The sequence below is a fragment of the Streptomyces sp. NPDC056061 genome, assembly GCF_042266885.1.
Taxonomy (GTDB): Bacteria; Actinomycetota; Actinomycetes; order Streptomycetales; family Streptomycetaceae; genus Streptomyces.
This window is the reverse complement of sequence record NZ_JBHJWQ010000023.1, coordinates 39,434-59,485: the sequence shown is the minus strand read 5'-3', so window position 1 is coordinate 59,485 and position 20,052 is coordinate 39,434. Positions and strand designations below refer to the sequence as shown.

Here is a 20,052-nt window from a genome sequence, read left to right as displayed (position 1 = left end):
ACGGCGGTCTCCCGCACGAGGCGCCGCCCCCGTACCCCGCCCGGTAGGGGCATGTGCCGGACGGGATGCGAGGGCGGTTCGCCGGGGCGGACGTCCCTCCCGTCAGCGCCCCAGGGCGTCCCGTACCGCCTCGTCCGTACGGGCCACCACGGCGGTCCCGTCGTCGGCCGTGATGATCGGCCGCTGGATCAGCTTCGGATGCCCGGCGAGCGCCTCGATCCACCGATCCCGCGAACCGGCCTCGCGCGGCCACTCCTTGAGCCCGAGCTCCTTCGCCTCCGCCTCCTGCGTGCGGGTGATGTCCCACGGTTCCAGCCCGAGCCGGTCGAGCACCGCCCGGATCTCGTCCGGCGACGGCACGTCCTCCAGGTAACGGCGGACGGTGTACGCGGCGCCCTCCGCGTCGAGCAGCGTCAGCGCGCTGCGGCACTTCGAGCAGGCGGGATTGATCCAGATCTCCATGGGGCCAACGGTACGGGAGGGACTCCGAAAACACCGCTGGCCAGGGACGATTGTCAGTGGTGGGCCGTAAAATGGAGGTAGTTCGTGAGGGTTCCACGACCGTGCCAGGAGGATGCCCCATGGCCGTTGCCGCAGTCACGACCGAGCAGTACCACAAGCCCCTGCGCAAGAAGCCGCTTCCCGCGGGCCGGCCCCGCGAGTGGTACATCACCCACAACCGGCGCCTGAAGGCCATGCGCCTGACGATCGCCCTGCTCGACACGGGCGTCTACTACCCGTCGACCGCGACCAACCACAAGATACGCACGATCGCCGAGCGCATCGGCATCCACCCGCCGTCCGACACCACCTGCCGCATGGTCCGCGCGCTGATCCGATACGGCCGCTGACCGCTGACCGCTGACCGCTGACCGCTGACCGCTGACGGCCCGGAGCCCGCTTCCCCTCCCGGAGACGCAGGCTTCGGGCCTTCCTGCCGTTGGGCCGTCGGCACGCGCAGGGCGTACGGCGCACCGAGTACACGCCCGCGCTCCCGTCGAGCCGCCCCGGGCGGGCCGGTGGGGAAAGAGCCGGGCACCACGGCCATGGAGGGCATGACATCCGATCGCACTCGACGCCGACGCCATCCCCGAGAACTTCGCCGACACCACCTCAAGCGCTCTGCACCGGTGTCTCGCGGGAGGCCCGGAGGTTTCCCTCGACGGCTGGCGGTAGAGACGCTGTTGTCCCGGAGTGGCTGAGACGGCGCGATGCCGTAGCAGTCCCCGGACAGTCCGCAAGACATCCGGTCAGGGTCGTCGCACCCCATCGCCGGCAGTCAGCAAAAGGCCGCGTCGGCGGCCTGCGGCAACCATCCGAGCGGGTGACCCACCCCACCCAGTATTTGGAGACGAAGAAGTCTTCCGAGTTGACGCCAAGCAGTTCATGACGCGAGTGAGGGCCGCCACCTCCTCCCCGGAGACGGCGGCCCTCACTCGTGTATCTGATTGTGGGTCAGGCGTCGAGGCGGCCGGTGCGCACCCGGTGCACAAGGACCTGGAGAACAGCTGGGAACAGCAAGCACTGTCGAGCAGCGTTTCCCCAGCTCACAGCAAGTTTCCCGAGCCTAGGGGCTGTCCCAGGCCACCCGACCCCGCCCTTTAGAGGTCGAAGTACAGCTCGAACTCGTGCGGGTGCGGGCGCAGCTGGATCGGGGCGATCTCGTTGGTGCGCTTGTAGTCGATCCAGGTCTCGATCAGGTCGGCCGTGAAGACGCCGCCGGCCTGGAGGTACTCGTTGTCCGCCTCCAGCGCGTCCAGGACGGCCGGGAGGGAGGTCGGGACCTGCTGGACGTTGGCGTGCTCCTCGGGAGCCAGCTCGTAGAGGTCCTTGTCGATCGGCTCGGCGGGCTCGATCTTGTTCTTGATGCCGTCGAGGCCGGCCATCAGCAGCGCCGAGAAGGCGAGGTACGGGTTGGACGACGGGTCCGGGGCGCGGAACTCGACGCGCTTGGCCTTCGGGTTGGAGCCGGTGATCGGGATGCGCATCGCGGCGGAGCGGTTGCGCTGCGAGTACACCATGTTCACCGGGGCCTCGAAGCCGGGGACCAGGCGGTGGTACGAGTTCACCGTCGGGTTGGTGAAGGCCAGCAGCGACGGGGCGTGCTTCAGGATGCCGCCGATGTAGTGGCGGGCCATGTCCGAGAGGCCCGCGTAGCCCTGCTCGTCGTAGAAGAGGGGCTGGCCGCCGGCCCACAGGGACTGGTGGACGTGCATGCCCGAGCCGTTGTCGCCGAAGATCGGCTTCGGCATGAAGGTGGCGGTCTTGTTGTTGCGCCAGGCGACGTTCTTCACGATGTACTTGAAGAGCATCAGGTCGTCGGCGGCGGCGAGCAGCGTGTTGAACTTGTAGTTGATCTCGGCCTGGCCGGCGGTGCCGACCTCGTGGTGCTGGCGCTCGATCTGGAGGCCGCTGTTCTCCAGCTCCAGGGACATCTCGGCGCGCAGGTCGGCGAAGTGGTCGACCGGCGGGACCGGGAAGTAGCCGCCCTTGTAGCGGACCTTGTAACCGCGGTTGTTCTCCAGCGCACCGGTGTTCCAGGCGCCGGCCTCGGAGTCGATGTGGTAGAAGCTCTCGTTCGCCGACGTCTGGAAGCGGACGCTGTCGAAGACGTAGAACTCGGCTTCGGGGCCGAAGTACGCGGTGTCGGCGATGCCGGTGGAGGCCAGGTACGCCTCGGCCTTCTTCGCCACGTTCCGGGGGTCGCGGCTGTACTGCTCGCCGGTGATCGGGTCGTGGATGAAGAAGTTGATGTTGACGGTCTTGTCGCGGCGGAACGGGTCGACGCGGGCGGTCGACAGGTCCGCGCGCAGCGCCATGTCGGACTCGTGGATGGCCTGGAAGCCGCGGATCGACGAGCCGTCGAACGCGAGGTCCTCGGCCGGGTCGAAGGTCGCCGCCGGGACCGTGACGTGCTGCATCACTCCGGGCAGGTCGCAGAACCGGACGTCGATGAACTTGACGTCCTCGTCGGCGATGTACTTCTTCGCGTCGTCGGCGTTCTGGAACATCCAACTCCTCCTACTCCCGGCCCGGGAGGGACGGGGTTGTGGCCCATCGTGCGGCAGGTGCGGTGGCACACGCTGGCCCCGACCATAGGCAGACCGGATTTCTCAATCATGACCCATTTGTTTCGCAGAAGTTAACCGGAGCGTGTGCGCACGGCACCGCGTGGCCGGTTCGGAGCCGTCGTTCCGGGGCCGTCCGGGTGCACGGCGACGGGGTGCGCCGCGGGTGCGCGACCGCCCTCGCCGCGGGGGGGCGTGACGGGCCCCGCCCGGCGGGGTGCGCGGGCGGGCGCAGTACCGTGGTCGGGTGGACAACAGGCAAGTAATCGGATCGTGGCTCTCCGGACCGCGCGCGGCCGCCGAGGAGATGGGCGTCGACTTCGGCTACCGGGGCAAGCGGCTCGGCCTGCCCGAGAACGGGCCCGGGTCCGTGGCGCCGCTCGGCCGACGTTTCGGCGCGCTCTTCATCGACTGGGCCCTGTGCATGCTGATCGCGTACGGGCTGTTCGCCCGCGGTGACCAGCAGGCGGCCGGGAACTGGGCACTCGGCGTCTTCCTGGTACTCAGCGTGCTCACCATCGGGACCATCGGCTGCACGCCCGGCAAGCGCGTCCTGGGCATCAGGGTGGTCTCCGAGAACGGCGGCCGTCTCGGGTTCGGGCGGGTCGTCGTCCGCAGCCTGCTGCTCTGCCTGGCCGTCCCCGCGCTGGTCTGGGACCGCGACGGGCGCGGCCTGCACGACCGGATGGCCCACGCCGTGCAGGTGCGCATCTGACCGGACGCCTGACCGGGCACCGGTCGGAGGACCTGTATCGCACCGGCCGGAGAACAGGCGGCGGAACGAGGACGAGGGCGACGACGAGGGCGGGGCGCGAACCAACCGGTTCGCGCCCCGCCCTCGTCGTCCGCTCCGCCGCGTCGGGCGTCAGCGCATCTTCCCGCCACGAGGCATCCGCATGTTCTTCGGCATCGGCCCCTTGGGCAGCGGCATGTTGCTCATCAGGTCGCCCATCGCACGCAGCCGGTCGTTGGCGGCCGTCACCTGCGGGCCGGCCAGCACGCGCGGAAGCTTCAGCATCTTGGTGCGCACCTTCTTCAGCGGCACCTGGCCCTCGTCGTTGCCGACGATGATGTCGTGCACCGGTACGTCGACAAGGATGCGGGCCATCTTCTTCTTCTCGGCCGCGAGCAGCACCTTCACCCGGTTCGGGTTGCCCTCGCCGACCAGCACGATGCCCGCCTTGCCGACGGCGCGGTGGACGACGTCCTGGTTGCGGTTCATCGCGACCGCGGGGGTCGTGGTCCAGCCGCGGCCCACTCGGTCCAGCACCGCCGCCGCGGCGCCCGGCTGCCCGTCCATCTGCCCGAAGGCCGCACGCTCGGCACGCCGTCCGAAGACGATCGCCATCGCGAGGAGGGCCAGCACGAAGCCCAGGATGCCCAGGTAGACCGGGTGGTCGGTCAGGAAGCCGACCCCGAGGAGGACACCGAAGGTGACGATTCCCACGCCCGCGACGACAAGACCGACCTTGGGATCGGTCCGCCGGGTCATCTTGTAGGTCAGGGCGATCTGCTTGAGCCGCCCCGCGTTCTCGGCGCTCTCCGCGCCTTCAGTGTTTGCCTTCCTCGCCATGAACAGAAGTTTACGTGGCTCAGGAACGACGGTCCGCCGCGGCCTCCAGTACATGCTCGGCCTCGACCCGGTCCTTGGCCCGGCGCCGGTCCTCCAGGACGGCGGTCCAGGCATTGCGGCGGGCCGTGCGCTGGCCGCCGCCCAGCAGCAGCGACTCGACGGCACGGAGGGCGTGGGTGACGGAGGGGACGGCGGTGGCGCGTACCGGCACGGCCTGCATCGTGGAGATCTCCTCGGAGCGGATGTGCGGACTGAGTCGCGTGATACTCAGCTGCCCGGACCGAACTGCCCGGGACTGCGTTGCGCGAAGCGGGTGGCGTGCGCGGGTACGGGAAGCGGCGGTGACGGTGGCCCGGGGGCTGCCGCGCCCCGAGCACCCAGCGTCACTGCTCGGTGTTACCAGCGCATGACCGGTCGGTCAAACACCAATGAAACCTTGATCCGGTCGCCGCGCACGCCGAAGCGGCCCATACGCGCCCCCGACCTGCGGGGAGCGTACGGGCCGCGACGGACCTGCGATTACTGATGAGTAGCCTCTTGTGATCGGATTCACACGAGAGTTCGACTTCAGACGGCGGGCGCCGCGGCGGCGGCGTCGCGGCGCTGGATCGCCTGCTGGAAGAGGCGGCCGGCGCGGTACGAGGAACGGACGAGCGGCCCGGACATCACACCGGAGTAGCCGATCGCGTCGGCCTCGTCCTTCAGCTCCACGAACTCGTGCGGCTTCACCCAGCGCTCGACCGGGTGGTGGCGCACGGAGGGGCGCAGGTACTGCGTGATGGTGATCAGCTCGCACCCCGCGTCGTACAGGTCCCGGAGCGCCTCGCTGACCTCCTCGCGGGTCTCGCCCATGCCGAGGATCAGGTTGGACTTGGTCACCAGACCGGCCTCGCGGGCCCGCGTGATGACCTCCAGGGAGCGCTCGTAGCGGAAGCCGGGGCGGATCCGCTTGAAGATCCGCGGCACCGTCTCCACGTTGTGCGCGAGCACCTCGGGGCGCGAGGAGAAGACCTCGGCGAGCTGCTCGGGAACCGCGTTGAAGTCGGGGATCAGCAGCTCGACCTTGGTGCGGCCGGCCGCCCGCTCCGCGGTCAGCGCGTGGATCTGGCGCACGGTCTCCGCGTACAGCCAGGCACCGCCGTCCTCCAGGTCGTCGCGGGCGACGCCGGTGATGGTGGCGTAGTTCAGGTCCATCGTGACGACGGACTCGCCGACCCGGCGGGGCTCGTCCCGGTCCTGCTCCTGCGGCTTGCCCGTGTCGATCTGGCAGAAGTCGCAGCGCCGGGTGCACTGGTCGCCGCCGATGAGGAACGTGGCCTCGCGGTCCTCCCAGCACTCGAAGATGTTGGGGCAGCCGGCCTCCTGGCACACCGTGTGCAGACCCTCGCTCTTCACGAGCTTCTGCAGCTGGTTGTACTCGGGTCCCATCTTCGCCCGGGTCTTGATCCACTCGGGCTTGCGCTCGATGGGGGTCTGGCTGTTCCGGACCTCCAGGCGCAGCATCTTGCGCCCGTCGGGTGCGACAGCGGACACTCCGGCACTCCCCTTTGCTTTCACTGCATTGGATTCTTCGGCGAACACCAGGGTACGCCCGTGGTTCAGACGGCTTTACCTCTGGCCAACCTGTGGCCGGCAGGGCCTATTCCCTGCCGGGCCTCAGGCTGTCATGCCGTGGCCACGGCATCCGTCGGGCGTTCGACGGCGCGCGGGGCGAGTTCGGCGTTCTCCAGGACGTCGCGGAGGTGCTTCTCGACGACCGGGAGCACGTCGGCGATCGTGATGTCGCGGCCCAGCTCGTACGCGAGCGAGGTGACACCGGCGTCCCGGATGCCGCACGGCACGATGCGGTCGAACCAGGTGGTGTCCGGGTTCACGTTGAACGAGAAACCGTGCATGGTGACGCCCTTGGCGACCCGGATGCCGATCGCGGCGAGCTTGCGGTCCTCGCGGCGCTGACCGGCGTTGGACGGGGCGTACTCGGGGCCGTGCAGCCGCGCGTCGAACTCCTCGTCGTTCATCCGCGGATCGAAGTCGAGGGAGAGGCCACCGACGGCCGGACGGTCCTCGACCGGGTCGCCGAGGACCCAGACGCCGCTGCGCCCCTCGACCCGGGTGGTCTCCAGACCGAACTCGGCGGCGGTGCGGATCAGCGCCTCCTCCAGCCGACGGACGTGCGCGACCACGTCCACCGGCCGGGGCAGCTTCTGGATCGGGTAGCCGACCAGCTGTCCGGGGCCGTGCCAGGTGATCTTTCCGCCGCGGTCCACGTCGATGACCGGCGTGCCGTCCAGCGGGCGCTCGCTGTCGGTGGTGCGCCGCCCCGCCGTGTACACCGGCGGGTGCTCCAGCAGCAGACAGGTGTCGGGGACCGTGTCCTCGAACCTCGCCGCGTGCACCTCGCGCTGCTTCTGCCAGGCCCTTTGGTAGTCGACGGCTTCCTCGCCGAATCCCAGCCGGACGAACCGGAGCTCGGTCACGACAGATGCCTCCCTACTCGCGGTGTCGCGAGCCGGGGATGCCCGAAGCCGCGTCACCATGCACTGAATCAGCCCCGGGCCACTGTACGACCGGCCCCCGGGCCGCGGCCCGGCAGGTCGATCCCGTCAGCGCCGACCCCAATCCTCACACGATCGGATGAAAGCGGGGTGATGGCGCCTATGACCGCTGCTCAGGCCGCTAAATTCACGCCGTTCCATGAGGGCCTGTCCGGTGGATCAAGGCCGGACGGGACGCGGCGCCCGGTGCGGTGCATCGCAAGGCGACGGAGCGTCCCGGCAGCGAGGCTGTCGGCGTTTCGGCAACGCCGCGAGGCGCTGTGCCGGACGCCGCGACCCCGGCCCCGATCCACCGGACAGGCCCCAGGGCTGCCCGCCCGGCCCCGCAGGCAGGAGACCGTACAGCTGATGTCGGAACGACCTCCGCAGCGCACCCCCAACCGACGACTCGCCTCGCTCATCACCGAAGCCGGCTTCTCCCACGCCGGCCTGGCCCGCAGGGTGGATCAACTGGGGCTGGAACACGGCCTCGACCTGCGGTACGACAAGACCTCCGTGACCCGCTGGCTGCGCGGCCAGCAGCCACGCGGCACCACCCCCGCGCTGATCGCCGAGGTCTTCACCCGGAAACTCGGCCGCCGCCTCTCCGCGCAGGACCTGGGGCTCGACGCGTGCGCGCCCGTCTACGCGGGCCTGGAATTCGCCGCCACCCCCGCCGAGGCCGTCGACATCGTCAGCGGCCTGTGGCGGAAGGACTCGGGCAGCCACGCCGAACTGCGCAAGATCGCCTTCACTCCGGCGGGGCTGGTCGTCCCCAGCCGGGACTGGCTGATCGGCAGGCCCGACGAGTGGGTGGGACGGGACGGCGAGTACACCGCACCGGTGGCGGGCGCCGTGGGCGCGGGCCGTGCGGCCGACGGTGTCCACGCGTCCGGGGGACGGTACGGGTACCGGCCCGGTGGCCCCGGCGGACCCGGGGCGGCGAACGGGGTGGGAGGCCTGGGCGGTACGCGCGGACCCGTGCCGTCCCGGCCCACCGGACCGACCTCGCCCTCCGGCGCCGCCATCGGCTTTCCCGGTGCCCCCGGCGTCCCCCGGCAGCGGCAGACCGACCGGGGACCGGGCCAGCGGGTCGGCGGCGGCGACGTCGCCGCGCTCCGTTCGGTCGGGGAACTCTTCCGCACCCTCGACCACACCTACGGCGGCGGCCACGCCCGTCAGGCCCTCGTGCGCTACCTGGAGCACGAGACGGAACCGATGCTGCGCGGGACGTACGGGGAGGCCACCGGGCGCCGGCTCTTCTCCGCCGCCGCCGACCTGACCCGGCTGGCCGGCTGGACCTCGTACGACATCGCGGCCCACGGTCTGGCCCAGCGGTACTTCGTCCAGGCGCTGCGGCTCGCCCAGGCCGCCGGGGACCGTGCGTACGGCAGCTACGTCCTGATCACGATGAGCCGGCAGGCGGTCTACCTCGGCCACGGCAGGGAGGCCGTCCAGCTGGCCCGCGTCGCCCAGCAGGGCATCGGTTCGTCGGCGCCGCCCGTCGTCCAGGCACTGCTGCACTCCGTCGAGGCACGCGGCCACGGGGTGCTCGGCGACGCCCGCTCCTGCACCGCCTCGCTGGCGCGCGCGGAACACGCCCTGGCGGTCGCCCGCCCCGGCGACGAGGCCCCGTACTGGGCGCGGTACTTCGACGAGGCGCAGCTCGCCGACGAGTTCGGGCACTGCCACCGGGATCTCCAGCAGCACCGGGCCGCGGCGCAGCACGCGGAGCGCTCCCTTCAGCTGCGTGCCCCGGCGTACGCCCGCAGCCGGTTGTTCTGCCGGGTGGTGCTGGCCTGCGCGCGGCTCGGACTGGGCGAGCTCGACCAGGCGTGTGCCCTGGGCGCCGAGGCCGCCCAGCAGGCGATGGAGATGCGGTCGGCTCGTGCGGCGGAGTACGTCCGGGACTTCGAGCGGCGACTGGAGCCCTACCGGGACGCGGCCGCGGTGCGCGGCTACCGCGAACGGGTCGCCGCGCTGGGATGAGCCGAGCGGGCCCCGGGGCCGATCCGGTGGGGGCGCGTGGGGAGGGGGAACGGGGGACGGGGGAGGGGACGGCGTGCTTCCGGTGGGTGCCGGGTGCCGGCCCGGTTCCGGTGACCGTCCCCACGGCTCCTACGCGGCTTCGGGCAGCGGTGTCCCGCTCCCCAGCCCCGGTCGCACACCCAGGTCGGTGAGGATCGCCTCGGCCGCGCGGCGACCGGAGAACAGGGCTCCCTGCACGGTGCTGGTGTCGCGGTGGTCGCCGCACACGTACAGTCCGGCGAGCAGCCGGACCGGGCGACGCAGGTCGTGCGGGGCCGGCATGGCCGGGACGGCCTCGGGATCGTGGTGGGCGGCCAGCAGCTCCCAGTCGTCGGTCGGGGTGCCGTACAGGGTGGCGAGATGGGTGCGGACCGTGCGGCCCAGGTCCGGCGGCGGCGTGCCGAGCACCGTCGACGTGATCAGTGTCCGGCCGCGCGGGGCGCGCGACGGGTCGACCGCACTCATCACGGCGGTGTGCGCGACGGGGCCCGAGCGGTCGGCGTTCAGCAGCAGCGAGGAACCGGTCGGCGGGGCCACGGGCGCGGTGTGGTGAAGAACCGTCACCGGGTGGAAGGACGGCGTCCGCAGACCGGGCAGCAGTTCCGCCGCGGCGCCCGCGCCCGTCGCCAGCAGCAGCGAACGGCAACCCAGTTCGCCGTGCTCCTCGGTGCGGACCGAGGTGATGTCGGCGGCCGTGACGTGCACGCCCGTCCGTACGGTGCCGGGCGGCAGCGCCGCCGCGAGCAGGTCCGGCAGCCTTCCCGAACCGCCCGCGGGCACGCACAGCCTGCCTCGCGCGTAGTCGCGCAGGGCCAGATCGGCGCACCGGCTGGACGTGGTGAGCCCCGGGTCGCTGAGGAGTGCGGAGAGCAGCGGGCGCAGGAAGCCGGTGACCGTGCGGGAGGGCAGGCCGCGATGGGACAGGGCGGCGAGCGCGTTCTGTTCGGGCCGGGCCAGGATGCGGGAGGCCGGGGTGGTGGCGAGGCGGCTCAGGGCCGCGCCCAGCCGGGCCTGGTCGATCGGTCCGCCCATCGGCGGGCGGGGGGCGCCCGCCAGGGCGCGAGCCGCCTTGAACGCGCCCCGCGCGCCTCGTGCGTCGCCGATCCGGTACTGACGGCCCTCGCTGTGGACGAGCACCCCGGGGGCGAAGGCGCACAGGTCGAGCCCCGCGAGGGCGGGGGCGAGGCGGAGTTCCGGGTACGCGGTGCTGAGCAGCGGACCGAGGTGGTCGAGCAGAAAGCCGTCCGATTCGATGGTGGTCATCCTGCCGCCCATCCGGGGGCCGGCCTCCAGGACGGCGACGCTCACCCCCGCCGAGGTCAGTCGATGGGCGGCTGACAGGCCGGCGATCCCGGCCCCGATGACGACGACGTCCGCGTGGTGTGCCGAGCTGAGCACGTGCCCTCCCCGAGTCGGCGCAACTGGTGGGAGGCTTCTTGCCCCCCGACAGGCCCCCGGAATGTCCGAGGGCGCTGGTGCGGTGAGCGGAAGGTCCGTCGGGAAGCTCGCGGTGTCCGGTGCGGTGCGCCGCAGGGCGGGGCGCCGTCCGCGTACGGGATGCACGGGGCGACGCGACAACGCTGCGGGGGACGGGGTCTCCCTGGTCGAGAGCTCGGGGAAGTGCCGGGCGTCGCGAGCCGGTGAACCTTTCGGGTCACAGCACTGGGAGGCTAGGAGCGCGGCGGTGGCGGGCGCAGACGCGCGCACCGGGGGCACTGGTGCACGGGGTCGCACGCCCGTCCGAATGCCGGGCGGAGGCGTGGCCGGGCCCTGCGGGGGTCGGACCGATGTGTGCCAGTACCTCCCCGATGCGCGCGGCGCGGGCCTCGTCGGCGCGGGCCTCGCCGACGTGCCGGGTGCCCTGCACGGTCCTCGCCGACGCACGGGACGGCCCCGCTCGGCCCGCGTACGGGCTCGTACAGGTTCCTCGTACGGGCTCCTCGGGCGGGGTGTGCGGTCGTTCAGCGCAGTGCCGCACGGATCGCGGCGTCGATGCCCGGGAAGGCGAAGACGAAGCCGGAGTCCAGCAGCCGGACCGGCAGGACGCGCTGGCTGCCCAGCACGTCCTGGGCGAAGTCCCCGAGGGCGAGCCGCAGGGCCGGGGCCGGGGCGGTCAGCACGGTGGGGCGGCGCAGTACCCGCCCCATGGCGGCGGTCACCTCGGCATTGGTGACCGGGTCGGGCCCGGTCAGGTTCACCGGCCCCGAAAGGGACTCCGTGTCCAGGACGTGCCGCAGCGCCGCGACCTCGTCGTGCAGCGCGATGAAGCTCCAGTACTGGCGCCCGTCGCCCAGCCGTCCGCCGAGTCCGGCCCTGAACAGCGGGAAGAGCCGGCCCCAGGCCCCGCCCGCCCGGCCGACGACCAGACCGGTGCGGGCGTGCACCGTCCGCACGCCCGCCTCCTGGGCGGCGGCCGTCGCCGCCTCCCACTCCACGCACACCGACGGCAGGAACCCCTCGCCGGCCGGGGCGCTCTCGTCGACCGCGCGGTCCCCGGTGTCGCCGTAGTAGCCGACGGCCGATCCGGAGACCAGCACCTTCGGCGGCACGTCCAGCGAGGCGACGGCCTCGGCGACGGCGGTCGTGCCGAGCACCCGGCTGTCCCGGATCTCCCGCTTGTACGCCGCTGTCCAGCGATGGTCGCCGACCCCGGCACCGGCGAGATGGACGACGGCGTCGCACCCCACCAGGCCGGCCACGTCGACGTACCGGCGGCGGGGGTCCCACTCCACCTCGTCACCGGCCCGTGCCGGGCGGCGCACCAGACGCACGACCTCGCGGCCGTCCGCCCGCAGCGAGCGGACGAGCGCCGCTCCGACGAGTCCGGACGCCCCGGTGACAGCGATACGGGAGTGCAGCATGGAATCCATCCTGCCTCAGCGACTCCCGGATGCCCCACCGGCCGGGCCGGGGCAAAAGGGGCTGACCGGCGGGGCCCGGCGTGGCACAGTGGCGCGCATGTCCGAGATTCACATACGCCCGGCGTGTTCCGTCCGTCCAGCGACCGCCGCCGACGATGCCGCCCTCGCCGAACTGGACCGCTCCACCTGGTCGACCCTGCACGCGGTGATGCCGAGGCCGCAGCCGCCGTACGAGCCCTTCTTCGACGACCGGCACACCCCCGAGGACTTCCTCGTCGCCGAGTCGGAGAACGCGGCGGGCGAGCCGGGGATCGCCGGGTACGTCAGGGTGGTCCCGCCGACCCCGCTGGCCTGCAACGCGCATGTCCGGCAGATCCAGGGCCTGGCGGTGGCCGAGTGGGCGCGCGGTCGCGGGGTGGCCAGGACCCTGCTGCGGGCCGCGTGCGCGGCGGCACGGGACGACGGAGCCAACCGGATGACGCTGCGGGTGCTCGGGCACAACGCTCCCGCGCGCGCCCTGTACGCCTCGGAGGGATTCGTCGTCGAGGGCGTGCTGCCCGGTGAGTTCTTCCTGGACGGCCGATACGTCGACGACGTCATGATGGGCCGTTCGCTCGCCCCGTGACCCGGGCCCCCTCGCAGGCGTCCCGGTTCCCGTCGACGGTCCCGGCCCCCGCCCTTCTCAGGCGCCCCGGAACCGCTCCCAGAGCGCGGGGAAGCGTTCGGCGAGTGCCGCCTCGTCCTCGACGCCGAACGGGACACCCTCCGGTTCCTCGGCCTGGGGCGGCAGTCCGAGGTCCGGGGTGACCGTGCCGGTGAGCTGTTCGTACGCCTCGTCGGCGGCGAAGCCGAGATCCTCGCCGTCGCCGTCGATCTCCTCGTCGAAGTCGTCGAGGAGATCGGCGAGGCCGTCCGGATCGTGCAGCGCGCCCTCGAAGACCTCCCGGCCCTGCCCGATCAGCCAGCAGCGGAAGAAGTCGAAGGCGTCCTCGTTCGCCCCGCGCAGCAGCACGGCGGCGGCGCCCCACACGTCCCAGCGGTACGCGCGGTGGTATCGGGCCTCGAAGTGCCTGGCGAAGTCCAGCACGGCCTCCGGGTCCAGCCCCAGCAGCCGTTCGACGAGCAGGTCGGCCTGATCCTCGGGGTCGCCCTCGGCGGCCCCGCGGGTGCTGTCGACGATCTCCCAGAACTCCGTCTCGTCCATCACGGAACCAGCATCGGGCGTGCCGTCGCGCGCCGCACGCGGACGGCGGGCGAAGGAGGAGCCTGCGACCCGGCGAGGGGTGGGGAGCCCGCTCGCTCCTGCTCCCCGGGGCGTCAGCGATACAGCTCGTGCAGTCGCTGTGCCGCGGTGGCGAAACGGTCCCGCAGCGGAGCGGGGCCGAGAACCTCCAACTCCGCGCCCAGGCCCAGGAGCTGGCTGTACGCGATATCGAGGGTCTCGACACGCAGCGTGACCGTGCGCCACCCCTGCGCGTCGGGCGGGCCGGCCGTTCCCAGGGCCTCCCGGACCGCCGAACGGTCCATCACGTACGGCAGTCGGCGTACGCCTTCCGCGGACACCCGCACCGTCGCCTCGGTGCGCAGCAGCGAGCGGGCGAACTGCGCGGCCCTTTCCTCCCAGAACCCCGGCAGGTCGAAGCCCTCGTCCCGGGTGAACCGTTCGTCCGTCACCTCGACGGCCGAGAACCTGTCGATCCGGTACACCCGCAAGTCGTCCGCCACCCGCGCGCAGAGATACCAGACCCCGGCCTTCAGGACGAGCCCGTACGGGGCGAGGACCCGTTCCACGTCCTCGTCCCGGCCGCTCCGGCGGTAGCGGGCGCGGACCATCCGGTCGTCCCAGACCGCCTCCGCGACCACGGGCAGCAGCTCGGGTGTGACCGGCTCCTGGTACCAGCCGGGGGCGTCCAGATGGAAGCGACGGGCGGCGCTGTCCGAGGCGTTGCGCAACGACGGGAGCAGGGCCGCCGACACCTTGAGCCGGGCGGCGGACGCGGCGTCCTCCAGACCCATCTCGCGCAGGGCGGACGGCAGTCCGGAGAGGAAGAGTGCCTCGGCCTCGGTGCGGGCGAGGCCGGTGAGGCGTGTGCGGTACCCGCCGATCAGCCGGTAGCCACCGGCCCTGCCCCGGTCCGCGTACACCGGGACGCCCGCCTCGGAGAGGGCCTGCGCGTCCCGGGTGACGGTGCGCTCGGACACCTCCAGCTCATGGGCGAGCTCGGCAGCGGTCATGACGGGACGGGACTGCAGGAGCAGCACCATTTTGATGAGACGGGCGGCACGCATGAGGCCATTGTGGCCGTCGGCCCGGTCCGCCCCGGCCGAGGACGGGAACGGAACGGACCGACGGCCCAAAGCGGTGACCGGGACGGGCCCGGCCACCGCATCGCCTCACAGCCCGTAGCGCTCCCGGGCCTCCTTGACCGCGGACGCGTTCAGCTCGCCGCGACGGGCCAGCTGGGCCAGCGCCGCGACCGTGATCGACTGGGCGTCGACGCCGAAGTGGCGGCGGGCGGCGTCACGGGTGTCCGACAGGCCGAAACCGTCCGTGCCGACCGAGGACCAGTCCTGCTCCACCCACTGGCTGATCTGGTCCGGGACCTGCCGCATCCAGTCGCTGACCGCGAGCACCGGGCCCGGGGCGCCTTCCAGCGCCCGGGTCACGTACGGCACCCGCTGCTCGCCCCGGAGCAGCGCCTCGTCGCACTCCATGGCCTCCCGGCGCAGCTCGCCCCACGAAGTGGCGGACCAGACGTCGGCCGTGACACCCCAGTCCGCGGCCAGCAGCTCCTGCGCCGCCAGGGCCCAGTGGATCGCCGTGCCGGAGGCCAGCAGCTGGACGCGCGGGGCGTCCGCCGTCGCGGGCGTGCCCTCCTTGAAGCGGTAGAGCCCCTTGAGGATGCCCTCCTCGACACCCTCCGGCATCGCGGGCTGCGGCTTCGGCTCGTTGTAGACCGTCAGGTAGTAGAAGACGTTCTCCGCGTCGGGGCCGTACATCCGGCGCAGACCGTCCTTGACGATCACCGCGATCTCGTACGCGAATGCGGGGTCGTAGTTGAGCGCGGCCGGGTTGGTGGCGGCGATCAGGTGCGAGTGGCCGTCGGCGTGCTGGAGGCCCTCGCCCGTCAGCGTCGTCCGGCCCGCCGTGGCACCGACCACGAAACCGCGGCCGAGCTGGTCGCCGAGCTGCCAGAACTGGTCGCCGGTGCGCTGCCAGCCGAACATCGAGTAGAAGATGTAGAAGGGGATCATCGGCTCGCCGTGCGTCGCGTACGACGTGGACGCGGCGATGAAGTCGGCCATCGCACCGGCCTCGGTGATCCCCTCGTTGAGGATCTGGCCGTCCTTGGCCTCCTTGTAGTACATCAGCTGGTCGCGGTCGACCGGCTCGTACGTCTGGCCCAGCGGCGAGTAGATGCCGGCCGACGGGAACAGCGACTCCATGCCGAAGGTGCGGGCCTCGTCCGGGACGATCGGAACCCAGCGCCTGCCGGTCTCCTTGTCCCGCATCAGGTCCTTGACGAGGCGGACGAAGGCCATCGTGGTGGCCATCTCCTGCTTGCCGGAACCCTTCTTCAGCGTGGCGAACGCACGCTCCTCGGGCTCCGGCAGCGCCACCGCGTGCACCCGGCGGGCCGGGGCGGGGCCACCGAGGGCGGCACGGCGTTCCTGGAGGTAGCGCACCTCCGGCGAGTCGGCGCCCGGGTGGCCGTAGGGCACCAGGCCGTCGGCGAACGCGCTGTCCGGGATCGGGAGCCCGAGCAGCTCGCGCATGTCCTTGAACTCGTCGACGGACAGCTTCTTCATCTGGTGGTTGGCGTTCTTGGACTCGAAGCCCTTGCCGAGCGTGAAGCCCTTCACCGTCTGGGCGAGGATCACGGTCGGCGCGCCCTTGTGCGCCAGGGCGGCCCGGTACGCCGCGTACACCTTGCGGGGCTCGTGGCCGCCGCGCGAGGTGTAGAAGCACTCGGCGATCTTCGCGTCGGTGAGCAGCTTCGCCAGCTCGGCGAGTGCGGGCTCGGCGCCGAAGAAGTGCTCCCGGATGTACGCGATGTCGCGGGTGGCGTACGTCTGGAACTGGGCGTCCGGGACCTCGCGGAGCCGACGGACCAGCGCGCCGGCGGTGTCCAGCTGGAACAGCTCGTCCCAGGCGCTGCCCCAGAGCGTCTTGACGACGTTCCAGCCGGCGCCGCGGAAGGCGCCCTCCAGCTCCTGGACGACGCGGAAGTTGGCGCGGACCGGGCCGTCGAGGCGCTGCAGGTTGCAGTTGATGACGAAGGTCAGGTTGTCGAGCCGCTCACGGGCCGCGAGGGCCAGGGCGGCGGTCGACTCGGGCTCGTCCATCTCGCCGTCGCCGAGGAAGGCCCAGACGTGCGAGTTCGACGTGTCCTTGATGCCGCGGTTGTGCAGGTAGCGGTTGAAGCGCGCCTGGTAGATCGCGGAGAGCGGGCCGAGGCCCATCGACACGGTGGGGAACTCCCACAGCCAGGGCAGCCGGCGCGGGTGCGGGTAGGACGGCAGACCGTCGCCGCCCGCCTCCTGGCGGAAGTTGTCGAGCTGCTGCTCGCCGAGCCGCCCGTCGAGGAAGGCGCGGGCGTAGATGCCGGGGGAGGCGTGGCCCTGGACGTAGAGCTGGTCGCCGGAACCGTCCCCCTCCTTGCCGCGGAAGAAGTGGTTGAAGCCGGTCTCGTAGAGCCAGGCCGCCGAGGCGAAGGTGGCGATGTGGCCGCCGACGCCGAGCCGGGAGCCCCGGGTGACCATCGCGGCCGCGTTCCAGCGGTTCCAGGCGGTGATCCTGCTCTCCATCTCCAGGTCGCCGTCGAACTCGGGCTCGGCGGCGGTCGGGATGGTGTTGACGTAGTCGGTCTCCAGCAGCTTGGGCAGCGCGAGACCGGCGCCCTCGGCGTGCTGGAGGGAGCGGCGCATCAGGTACGCGGCGCGGTGCGGGCCCGCGGCCTTGGTCACGGCGTCCAGGGAGGCCGCCCATTCGGCGGTCTCCTCGGGGTCGCGGTCCGGGAGCTGGTCGAGCTCGCTCGGAAGCTTTACGAGGTCGGTCATGATCGCCGCCTTCCGGAGTGGGAGGGGGGTGGAGAAGGCCCTGACTGGCAGGACAGGGCGATGGGGCCGGTGAGCCCGCGAGTGAACTGTAAGTCGCCGATCGATGATCGATCAAAGGATGAAGGGCAAAACTTCTCGATATGAAGAAATTGGCATTCCGTGCCGCGAAACGGGGCACGGAGTGACGGGATTAATCACATAAATGGGGCGCCGTTCTGCACGGCCGAGCACGCCCCGCATCAGATGCGCCGCCCGCTTCCTTCGCTCAGGCGCGCGGCGCGCAGCCGAGCACGTGCGCCTTGACCAGCGGCCCGATGTCCGGGTCCTTCCGCAGGAACGCCTCGATGAGCGCCTCGTGCTCCTCCGCGTACGACTTCTGCACCGTGCCCAGCCACCGGATCGACAGGGCGGTGAACACCTCGATGCCCAGCCCCTCCCAGGTGTGCAGCAGTACGGCGTTTCCGGCGGCACGGACCATCTCGCGGTGGAACGCCACGGTGTGCCGCACCTGAGCCTCGCCGTCGGCGAGCCGGTCGGCCTCGTAGAGCGCGGTCACGTGCGGGGCCAGGCGCGAGCAGTCCTCGCCCAGGACCGGGGCCGCCAGCTCCGCGGCGATCTGCTCCAGACCGGCCCGGACCGGATAGCTCTCCTCCAGGTCGGCCGCGGTGAGGTTGCGGACCCGCACGCCCTTGTTGGGGGCCGACTCGATCAGCCGGAGGGTCTCCAGTTCGCGCAGGGCCTCCCGCACGGGCGTCTGGCTGACCTCCAGCTCGGTGGCGATGCGCCGCTCCACGATCCGTTCGCCCGGCTTCCAGCGCCCGCTGACGATCCCGTCCACGATGTGCTCGCGGATCTGTTCGCGCAGCGAGTGGACGACGGGCGGGGTCATGAGGAGCTCCTTCGGGGCAAACCGGTGCTGTCCGCGCCATCACGGCCTCCGGGCGACCGGCGGTCTTCGACGCGGCGACCGGAAGGGTTCACCGGCAATCCTTCCCGGTCACAGCACTAGACAATACGGCGGCGCCCCCGCCCGGAGGAGTTCCGGGCGGGGGCGCCGCCGGTGAGGCTGGTTACAGCCGCGGTGTTCAGAGGCCGAGCTCGACCTCGAACTCACCGGCCTCCAGGATCGCCTTGACCGTGGTCAGGTAACGGGCGGCGTCAGCGCCGTCCACCAGACGGTGGTCGTAGGAGAGCGACAGGAACGTCATGTCGCGCACCGCGATCGTCTCGCCGAGGTCCGGGTGGTCGATGACCACCGGGCGGCGGACCGTGGCACCGATGCCCAGGATGGCGGCCTGGTTCGGGGGCACGATGACGGTGTCGAACAGCGCACCGCGCGAGCCGGTGTTGCTGATGGTGAAGGTGGCCCCGGACATGTCGTCCGGCGTCAGGCCGCCACCGCGGGCCTTGCCGGCCAGCTCGGCGGTCTTCTTCGAGATGCCGGCGATGTTCAGGTCGCCCGCACCCTTGATGACCGGCGTCATCAGACCCTTCTCGGCGTCCACGGCGATGCCGATGTTCTCCGAGTCGAAGTACGTGATGGTGCCCTCGTCCTCGTTGATCCGGGCGTTGATGACCGGGTGGGCCTTCAGCGCCTGGGCCGCCGCCTTGACGTAGAACGGCATCGGGGACAGCTTGACGCCCTCGCGGGCCGCGAACGCGTCCTTGGCCCGGGCGCGCAGCTTCATGAGCTTCGTGACGTCGACCTCGACGACCGAGGTCAGCTGGGCCTGCGAGTGCAGCGCCTTCATCATGTTGTCGCCGATGACCTTGCGCATGCGGGTCATCTTGACCGTCTGACCGCGCAGCGGGGACGCCTCCAGCTTCGGCGCCTTGGCGGCGGCATGGCCTCCGGCGGTCGCAGCGGGGGCGGCGGGCGCCGGGGCGGCGGCGGCCTTGGCGGCCTCCGCGGCGGCGACGACGTCCTGCTTGCGGATACGGCCACCGACACCGGTGCCCTTGACCGCGCCCAGGTCGACACCGTTCTCGGCGGCGAGCTTGCGGACCAGCGGCGTGACGTACGCACCGTCGTCGACGGAGGGCGCGGCCGGGGCGACCGGGGCCGGAGCCGGGGCGGCGGGTGCCGGAGCGGCCGGTGCAGCCGGGGCCGGGGCCGGAGCAGCGGGTGCCGGAGCCGGAGCAGCCGGAGCGGCCGGGGCCGGAGCAGCCGGAGCCACCGGTGCGGGGGCCGGGGCGGGAGCGGCCGGAGCCGGGGCAGCGACCGGGGCGGGGGCGGCCGGAGCCGGAGCCGCGGCCGGGGCGGCCGGGGCAGCGGCCGGAGCGGCACCCGGGGCGCCGATCACCGCGAGCTTGGCGCCGACCTCGGCGGTCTCGTCCTCGGCGACCACGATCTCCAGCAGCACGCCGGAGACCGGGGCGGGGATCTCGGTGTCGACCTTGTCCGTGGAGACCTCCAGGAGGGGCTCGTCCTCCGTGACCTCCTCGCCGACCTCCTTCAGCCAGCGGGTGACGGTGCCCTCGGTGACGCTCTCGCCGAGCGCGGGAAGGGTGACGTCGGTGCCGGCCGCGCCACCGGCCGGAGCGGCGGCGGGGGCCTCGGCCACGGCGGCCGGGGCCGGTGCGGCGGGGACCTCGGCGACCGGAGCCGGGGCCGGAGCGGCCGCGGGCTCGGCAGCGGCGGGGGCCGCCGCTGCGGCGGGCGCGCCCGTGCCGTCGTCGATGACGGCCAGCTCGGCGCCGACCTCGACGGTCTCGTCCTCGGCGACCTTGATGGACGTGAGGACGCCGGCCGCGGGAGCCGGGATCTCGGTGTCGACCTTGTCGGTCGAGACCTCGAGCAACGGCTCGTCGGCCTCGACGCGCTCGCCCTCGGCCTTCAGCCAGCGGGTGACAGTGCCCTCGGTGACGCTCTCACCGAGCGCCGGAAGGGTTACGGAAACCGACATGGTTTCGGTTGCTCCTTACGA

17 protein-coding genes and 1 pseudogene are annotated in these 20,052 nt (G+C 72.1%); 5 read left to right on the top strand and 13 right to left on the bottom strand.

The annotated features are described in order from the left end of the window. Positions 1-102: 102 nt before the first annotated feature. Complete coding sequence (locus ACFC79_RS27515) at positions 103-462, bottom strand: arsenate reductase family protein (protein ID WP_376245175.1); 360 nt, start codon at positions 460-462, stop codon at positions 103-105. Positions 463-581: 119 nt separating this feature from the next. On the opposite strand from ACFC79_RS27515, the gene ACFC79_RS27510 reads away from it, so the two are divergent. Then, complete coding sequence (locus ACFC79_RS27510) at positions 582-851, top strand: hypothetical protein (RefSeq protein ID WP_376245172.1); 270 nt, start codon at positions 582-584, stop codon at positions 849-851. A 220-nt stretch (positions 852-1,071) separates the two neighbouring features. Further along, positions 1,072-1,176: pseudogene (locus tag ACFC79_RS27505) on the top strand (DNA mismatch repair protein MutT); the annotation flags it as partial. A 425-nt stretch (positions 1,177-1,601) separates the two neighbouring features. Here the strand turns inward: ACFC79_RS27505 and glnA are convergent. After that, on the bottom strand, positions 1,602-3,011 hold the full coding sequence (gene glnA, locus ACFC79_RS27500) for a type I glutamate--ammonia ligase (protein ID WP_376245169.1): 1,410 nt from the start codon (positions 3,009-3,011) through the stop codon (positions 1,602-1,604). A gap of 304 nt (positions 3,012-3,315) precedes the next feature. On the opposite strand from glnA, the gene ACFC79_RS27495 reads away from it, so the two are divergent. Next, positions 3,316-3,783, top strand: a complete 468-nt coding sequence (locus tag ACFC79_RS27495; RefSeq protein ID WP_376245166.1) for an RDD family protein — start codon at positions 3,316-3,318, stop codon at positions 3,781-3,783. A gap of 150 nt (positions 3,784-3,933) precedes the next feature. On the opposite strand, the gene ACFC79_RS27490 is transcribed toward ACFC79_RS27495, so the two are convergent. The 4 genes from ACFC79_RS27490 to lipB form a co-directional block, all read right to left on the bottom strand. Further along, entirely contained in the window at positions 3,934-4,641 is a 708-nt protein-coding gene (locus tag ACFC79_RS27490; protein WP_376245163.1) for a DUF4191 domain-containing protein, read from the bottom strand. Positions 4,642-4,660: 19 nt separating this feature from the next. After that, positions 4,661-4,861 (bottom strand): hypothetical protein, encoded by a 201-nt coding sequence (locus tag ACFC79_RS27485; RefSeq protein ID WP_376245161.1) that lies wholly within the window; start codon positions 4,859-4,861, stop codon positions 4,661-4,663. Between the two features lie 347 nt (positions 4,862-5,208). After that, a complete protein-coding gene (gene lipA / locus ACFC79_RS27480) occupies positions 5,209-6,174 on the bottom strand; it encodes a lipoyl synthase (protein WP_376245159.1) in 966 nt (321 codons plus the stop codon). Between the two features lie 131 nt (positions 6,175-6,305). Further along, positions 6,306-7,118, bottom strand: coding sequence for a lipoyl(octanoyl) transferase LipB (gene lipB / locus ACFC79_RS27475; RefSeq protein WP_376245156.1), 813 nt, complete (start codon positions 7,116-7,118; stop codon positions 6,306-6,308). 426 nt (positions 7,119-7,544) lie between these two features. Between lipB and ACFC79_RS27470 the strand changes: the two genes are divergently transcribed. Beyond that, positions 7,545-9,164 carry a regulator gene (locus tag ACFC79_RS27470; RefSeq protein ID WP_376245153.1) on the top strand — a complete coding sequence of 540 codons (1,620 nt, stop codon included), beginning with the start codon at positions 7,545-7,547 and terminating at the stop codon, positions 9,162-9,164. Between the two features lie 129 nt (positions 9,165-9,293). Here ACFC79_RS27470 and ACFC79_RS27465 read toward each other — a convergent pair whose 3' ends face one another. Both ACFC79_RS27465 and ACFC79_RS27460 read right to left on the bottom strand, forming a co-directional pair. Further along, on the bottom strand, positions 9,294-10,601 hold the full coding sequence (locus ACFC79_RS27465) for an NAD(P)/FAD-dependent oxidoreductase (protein ID WP_376245150.1): 1,308 nt from the start codon (positions 10,599-10,601) through the stop codon (positions 9,294-9,296). A 563-nt stretch (positions 10,602-11,164) separates the two neighbouring features. Further along, positions 11,165-12,064, bottom strand: coding sequence for a TIGR01777 family oxidoreductase (locus ACFC79_RS27460; protein ID WP_376245147.1), 900 nt, complete (start codon positions 12,062-12,064; stop codon positions 11,165-11,167). Positions 12,065-12,161: 97 nt separating this feature from the next. Between ACFC79_RS27460 and ACFC79_RS27455 the strand changes: the two genes are divergently transcribed. After that, positions 12,162-12,689: a GNAT family N-acetyltransferase gene (locus ACFC79_RS27455; protein WP_376245144.1), complete on the top strand. Its 528-nt coding sequence runs from the start codon at positions 12,162-12,164 to the stop codon at positions 12,687-12,689. Positions 12,690-12,746: 57 nt separating this feature from the next. On the opposite strand, the gene ACFC79_RS27450 is transcribed toward ACFC79_RS27455, so the two are convergent. The 5 genes from ACFC79_RS27450 to sucB all read right to left on the bottom strand — a co-directional run bounded on the left by ACFC79_RS27450 (position 12,747) and on the right by sucB (position 20,031). Next, the gene (locus ACFC79_RS27450) at positions 12,747-13,268 is read right to left on the bottom strand and encodes a DUF4240 domain-containing protein (protein WP_376245377.1); all 522 of its coding nucleotides are present in this window, start codon (positions 13,266-13,268) and stop codon (positions 12,747-12,749) included. 113 nt (positions 13,269-13,381) lie between these two features. Further along, positions 13,382-14,353, bottom strand: coding sequence for a helix-turn-helix transcriptional regulator (locus ACFC79_RS27445; RefSeq protein ID WP_376245141.1), 972 nt, complete (start codon positions 14,351-14,353; stop codon positions 13,382-13,384). A gap of 105 nt (positions 14,354-14,458) precedes the next feature. After that, positions 14,459-17,125 carry a pyruvate dehydrogenase (acetyl-transferring), homodimeric type gene (aceE, locus tag ACFC79_RS27440; protein ID WP_376245138.1) on the bottom strand — a complete coding sequence of 889 codons (2,667 nt, stop codon included), beginning with the start codon at positions 17,123-17,125 and terminating at the stop codon, positions 14,459-14,461. A gap of 265 nt (positions 17,126-17,390) precedes the next feature. After that, positions 17,391-18,014, bottom strand: a complete 624-nt coding sequence (locus ACFC79_RS27435) for a GntR family transcriptional regulator (RefSeq protein WP_376245135.1) — start codon at positions 18,012-18,014, stop codon at positions 17,391-17,393. Positions 18,015-18,210: 196 nt separating this feature from the next. Continuing rightward, complete coding sequence (sucB, locus tag ACFC79_RS27430; RefSeq protein WP_376245133.1) at positions 18,211-20,031, bottom strand: 2-oxoglutarate dehydrogenase, E2 component, dihydrolipoamide succinyltransferase; 1,821 nt, start codon at positions 20,029-20,031, stop codon at positions 18,211-18,213. Positions 20,032-20,052 lie beyond the last annotated feature (21 nt).

What these genes read in the sequence shown, in the direction of transcription:
- ACFC79_RS27515 (WP_376245175.1), bottom strand. Translation starts at nt 462, where the DNA reads ATGGAGATCTGGATCAATCCCGCCTGCTCGAAGTGCCGCAGCGCGCTG.
- ACFC79_RS27510 (WP_376245172.1), top strand. Translation starts at nt 582, where the DNA reads ATGGCCGTTGCCGCAGTCACGACCGAGCAGTACCACAAGCCCCTGCGC.
- glnA (WP_376245169.1), bottom strand. Translation starts at nt 3,011, where the DNA reads ATGTTCCAGAACGCCGACGACGCGAAGAAGTACATCGCCGACGAGGAC.
- ACFC79_RS27490 (WP_376245163.1), bottom strand. Translation starts at nt 4,641, where the DNA reads ATGGCGAGGAAGGCAAACACTGAAGGCGCGGAGAGCGCCGAGAACGCG.
- ACFC79_RS27485 (WP_376245161.1), bottom strand. Translation starts at nt 4,861, where the DNA reads ATGCAGGCCGTGCCGGTACGCGCCACCGCCGTCCCCTCCGTCACCCAC.
- ACFC79_RS27470 (WP_376245153.1), top strand. Translation starts at nt 7,545, where the DNA reads ATGTCGGAACGACCTCCGCAGCGCACCCCCAACCGACGACTCGCCTCG.
- ACFC79_RS27460 (WP_376245147.1), bottom strand. Translation starts at nt 12,064, where the DNA reads ATGCTGCACTCCCGTATCGCTGTCACCGGGGCGTCCGGACTCGTCGGA.
- ACFC79_RS27455 (WP_376245144.1), top strand. Translation starts at nt 12,162, where the DNA reads ATGTCCGAGATTCACATACGCCCGGCGTGTTCCGTCCGTCCAGCGACC.
- ACFC79_RS27450 (WP_376245377.1), bottom strand. Translation starts at nt 13,268, where the DNA reads ATGGACGAGACGGAGTTCTGGGAGATCGTCGACAGCACCCGCGGGGCC.
- ACFC79_RS27445 (WP_376245141.1), bottom strand. Translation starts at nt 14,353, where the DNA reads ATGCGTGCCGCCCGTCTCATCAAAATGGTGCTGCTCCTGCAGTCCCGT.
- aceE (WP_376245138.1), bottom strand. Translation starts at nt 17,125, where the DNA reads ATGACCGACCTCGTAAAGCTTCCGAGCGAGCTCGACCAGCTCCCGGAC.
- ACFC79_RS27435 (WP_376245135.1), bottom strand. Translation starts at nt 18,014, where the DNA reads ATGACCCCGCCCGTCGTCCACTCGCTGCGCGAACAGATCCGCGAGCAC.
- sucB (WP_376245133.1), bottom strand. Translation starts at nt 20,031, where the DNA reads ATGTCGGTTTCCGTAACCCTTCCGGCGCTCGGTGAGAGCGTCACCGAG.